Source organism: Oleiphilus sp. HI0128, assembly GCF_001635365.1.
The window spans coordinates 1-4,205 of record NZ_LWGG01000829.1 but is presented as its reverse complement, the minus strand read 5'-3'; the positions used below and the strand labels follow the sequence as shown (position 1 = coordinate 4,205).

General features: G+C 43.7%; 3 protein-coding genes. 2 read left to right on the top strand and 1 reads right to left on the bottom strand.

Going from position 1 to position 4,205, the window contains the following annotated elements; translation table 11 throughout:
* Positions 1–19: 19 nt before the first annotated feature.
* Positions 20–1,438, bottom strand: coding sequence for a TIGR03013 family XrtA/PEP-CTERM system glycosyltransferase (locus tag A3763_RS12690; RefSeq protein WP_068513987.1), 1,419 nt, complete (start codon positions 1,436–1,438; stop codon positions 20–22).
* Between the two features lie 319 nt (positions 1,439–1,757).
* Between A3763_RS12690 and tviB the strand changes: the two genes are divergently transcribed.
* Both tviB and A3763_RS12680 read left to right on the top strand, forming a co-directional pair.
* Positions 1,758–3,029 carry a Vi polysaccharide biosynthesis UDP-N-acetylglucosamine C-6 dehydrogenase TviB gene (gene tviB / locus A3763_RS12685; RefSeq protein ID WP_068513984.1) on the top strand — a complete coding sequence of 424 codons (1,272 nt, stop codon included), beginning with the start codon at positions 1,758–1,760 and terminating at the stop codon, positions 3,027–3,029.
* 82 nt (positions 3,030–3,111) lie between these two features.
* Positions 3,112–4,125 (top strand): AraC family transcriptional regulator, encoded by a 1,014-nt coding sequence (locus A3763_RS12680; protein ID WP_068513982.1) that lies wholly within the window; start codon positions 3,112–3,114, stop codon positions 4,123–4,125.
* The last annotated feature ends 80 nt before the right edge of the window (positions 4,126–4,205 follow it).

Here is a 4,205-nt window from a genome sequence, read left to right as displayed (position 1 = left end):
TGATTACTACAATAACAGTTTAATGAACACCCTTGCCCAACAACACAACTTCAACCGTTTGTATCACAATCAACACATCCATAAAGAAGCTATGATTCTTAACATAATACAAATCATATTTTAACTTATTTCTCGCATCGTCAACCGACGCGCCATAGGGGTACTTTAACTGTGCCCAGCCCATCAATCCCGGTTTTACTTTATGCCGAGCATCGTAAAAAGGTATTTGTTCTTTCAATTCTTCTACAAACTGAGGCCTTTCTGGACGAGGCCCAACAAAACTCATATCGCCCGTAAAAACATTATAAAGCTGCGGCAATTCATCAAGACGTGTATTTCTGATAAACGCCCCCACTTTTGTTACGCGCGCATCATTTTTAGTCGCCCAAACGGCCTTACCGTCTTTCTCCGCATCTTGAGCCATACTTCTGAATTTATAAATAGAGAACTCTTTTCCATTCAGCCCGACACGCGTCTGACTGTAGAGAATTGGCCCGTCACTTTCTAGCTTAACCGCAATGGCAGTTATCAACATAAACGGCCAGGTAAGCAATAAAATCAGGCTTGCGACGGTCAAATCAAATAACTTCTTTAGAATATCTCGTGCTTGAGAATAGACAAAACCATCTGAGAACAAAGCCCAACCAGGACGAAGCATTGAAATTTCCAATCGCAACAGCTCTCGCTCTATGAACTCAACAGGGTCCGTCACACGAACCCCTCTGAGCTTACAATCCAGCAGTGCATCTATAGGAATCTGACCACCTTCACTGCGGCGGCGCTCATCTGGCGCGACAACTATTTCACTAATATTATGCTGCTTAACAAAGGCCATCCAATCTTCAGGTTCATTGACCAATAAACTGGAATCTACAACCACCTCACCTTGCCCACAAGCCATACAGCCATATAACTGAAACCCTGACTCATCTTTACTAGCTTGAATTCGCTCCATAATATTGGCAGCTGTGTTCCCAGCACCAAAAATTACAACTCGCCGCGTTAACTGAGCCAAATCAACGACTTTATAAAAAAGTACCCTTACCACTAATACGAAGATCAAGGAAAAGGTGATCGCAAACGCTAAAACGCCGCGACCTAAATACATAACAGGGAACAAGTAATAGAGTATCGTCAAGCTTGCGGTACCCAAGAAGAAATAGCTCACAACAGTACGCAAAGCCATCCCGGTCAAGCCTTCTATATAGATACTCGTATAAACCCCCATTGCAAGGGAGCATACACTCAACACCACCGCAAAGGAGATCATCTGAAGTTTAGGTGACTCCAGAATAACATTTACTTCGTCCGCGGCACCCCACATATTTCGCAACTCGACACCGGCAACAACCGCCAACATCAACAAGCAAAATTCAACCGCCCCTAAAACGAGAAACTTACTATGCAAATAATGATTTAAAACACGTACGTGAGCCACTAACGATTACCTTGAATGGAACTGAGAATTTTCTACAAACAACCCGGCTAAGCGAAAGAATAACACCCCACCAACACCCTAGCCGGAGAATAATACAGCTGTACGATAAAAGACGTAAATACAGAATTCACCTTTCATCATAGACTATTTCTTTAAATTATCTGCTTCGTCCTTTACTATTCTCTTAGAATTCAGTCTATCCTGAAGAATTAGTTGCGGCATTATGCAATAATCCGTCACCTTTTTTCAGCGTTCATTGTAAGTCATTTGTAAACAGTCGGCGCAAAGTTTTTATTTATTGATGAAAGATCGAGAGACCATGGAAACAAATACACAAATTTGCATTATCGGACAGGGCTATGTAGGTCTGCCACTGGCAGTCGAATTTGGGAAGAAATTCCCAACCATAGGGTTTGACATCAAAGAAGATCGCATCAACGAGTTACGCGAAGGTGTTGATAGCACACTAGAATGCTCATCTGAAGAGCTTGCTGAGAGCACACACCTCACCTTCACAACCCAGCTCGATGATATCAAGAATGCTACCGTCTATATCGTCACAGTTCCTACACCGATCGATGACTACAAAACACCAAACCTAACGCCGCTAATCAAAGCGAGCGAGATGCTTGGCAAAGTAGTCAAAAAGGGCGATTACGTTATTTACGAGTCGACTGTTTACCCGGGTGCAACCGAAGAAGACTGTTTACCACTAATCGAGCAAGGCTCTGGTTTGAAGCTAAATGAAGATTTCTTTGCGGGATACAGCCCGGAACGAATCAATCCTGGCGATAAAGAACACCGTGTCACGAACATTCTCAAAGTTACCTCTGGCTCAACGCCCGAAGCGGCAACTTTTATTGATGACCTTTATAAAAGCATCATCGTTGCCGGCACGCACAAAGCAGCTTCTATTCGTGTAGCTGAAGCCGCAAAAGTTATTGAAAACACCCAGCGTGACGTCAACATCGCTCTCGTTAACGAGCTTTCTTTAATTTTTGACAAAATGGGCATCGACACCCTGGAAGTACTCGAAGCCGCTGGCACAAAGTGGAACTTCCTCCCCTTCCGCCCAGGCTTGGTTGGCGGTCACTGTATTGGTGTAGACCCATACTACCTAACACATAAAGCGCAATCGATTGGTTACCACCCAGAAATCATTCTTTCCGGTCGTCGTATTAACGACAACATGTCTGCTCATGTTGCCGAGAAAGTATTGAAGCTTATGACCAAGAAGAAAATTCAGGTTGTTGACGCAAACATTCTGGTCATGGGGCTTACATTTAAAGAGAACTGCCCTGATATTCGCAACACCAAAGTGACTGATGTTATTACAGAGCTCCAGGGCTACCACGCCAATATTGACGTCTATGACCCTTGGGCAGATGCAGAAGAGGTGAAGCATGAGTATGGGCTTAACTTGATCAGCGAACCTAAACAAGATCACTACGATGCAGCAGTCATTTGCGTATCACACGACCAGATCAAAGAAATGGGTATCGCAGAAATCCGTAAGCTATGCAAAACCAATAACGTTATCTTTGATGTGAAATATCTATTCGACAAAGATGATGTTGATGCGCGTTTGTAAGCCTCAGCTCGGCATTGAATTAAGAGCCCGGTAGTTACCGGGCTTTTTTGTTATCCGCTTGCGATTCGATAATTAGCACCACATGGCAACCATTGGCACTCACTACATCCTCAGCGCGCTAGGCGGCGCGAGAAAAAAAGGCGTCGATACTCGCCAACTGCTAAAGCAAGCGCGAATATCCGAACTTCAACTCAGAAACCCCAGAGCACGCTTCCCGGTAGAGTCGGTTGCCAAGCTCTATTCAAGTATTGCAGAGACCCTAAATGACGAGTTTATGGGCTTCACTGAAACCCCCATTAAGCTCGGAACCTTTGCCCTCATGGCTGAATGGGTCAGTTACAGTCATAACCTCGAAGAACTATTGCATCGAGGGATTCGCTTCTATAACCAGATCAACAATGAAATAAAGGTTTCTCTTGATGTCGAAGGAGAGCACGTATATTTCACCTCAGAGTTCAACAATCCGGAATTAGATTTCGAGCACTTTTATATCGAGTACTGGCACGTCATTTGGCACCGCTTTGCAAGTTGGTACATTGGCAAACCAATTAAACTAATTGGCGCCTATATTAATTACACCCCCATTGATCATGAAGAATTTGAGCTCTTGTTTCGCTGTAAAACTAACCAAAAGAGCAAATTCAACCGCTTAGTCTTCCATCGGAAGTATCTCGAAGAGCCTTTGATCAAAACTACTCGCGACCTAAAAGTCTTTCTAGCACGCGCGCCGATAGATCTACTTACCATCCCCGGCGAAGACAATAGCCTGACAGCACAAATCAAACTTCTTATAGAGCCCAAGAGCACCCACATCAGCGAAGCAATTAAACTTCCAAATAGCGCTGTCATCTCTCGCCAATTAGGAATCAGTGAACAAACACTACGCCGAAAGCTTCACCTAGAGGGCATTAGCTATCAACAAATCAAGGATAATCTTCGCCTCGATATCGCTAATAAGCTGCTGACCAAGCGCAACCTGACTATCGCAGAAATTTCTCAGCACCTTAACTTCAGCGAACCCCGAGCCTTTTCACGCGCCTATACAAAATGGACAGGCGAAACACCGAAAACCTACCGCGTAAAAAAGATAAAATAAGCGATTAAGTCTATTTATCTGCACCTTTTCAACCAACAAATAAGCGTTTATGTCTATTTAAATTTTATATATTTGTCCTA

Excerpts from the sequence above, each read along its gene's own strand:
- tviB (WP_068513984.1), top strand. The coding sequence starts at position 1,758 with ATGGAAACAAATACACAAATTTGCATTATCGGACAGGGCTATGTAGGT.
- A3763_RS12680 (WP_068513982.1), top strand. The coding sequence starts at position 3,112 with ATGGCAACCATTGGCACTCACTACATCCTCAGCGCGCTAGGCGGCGCG.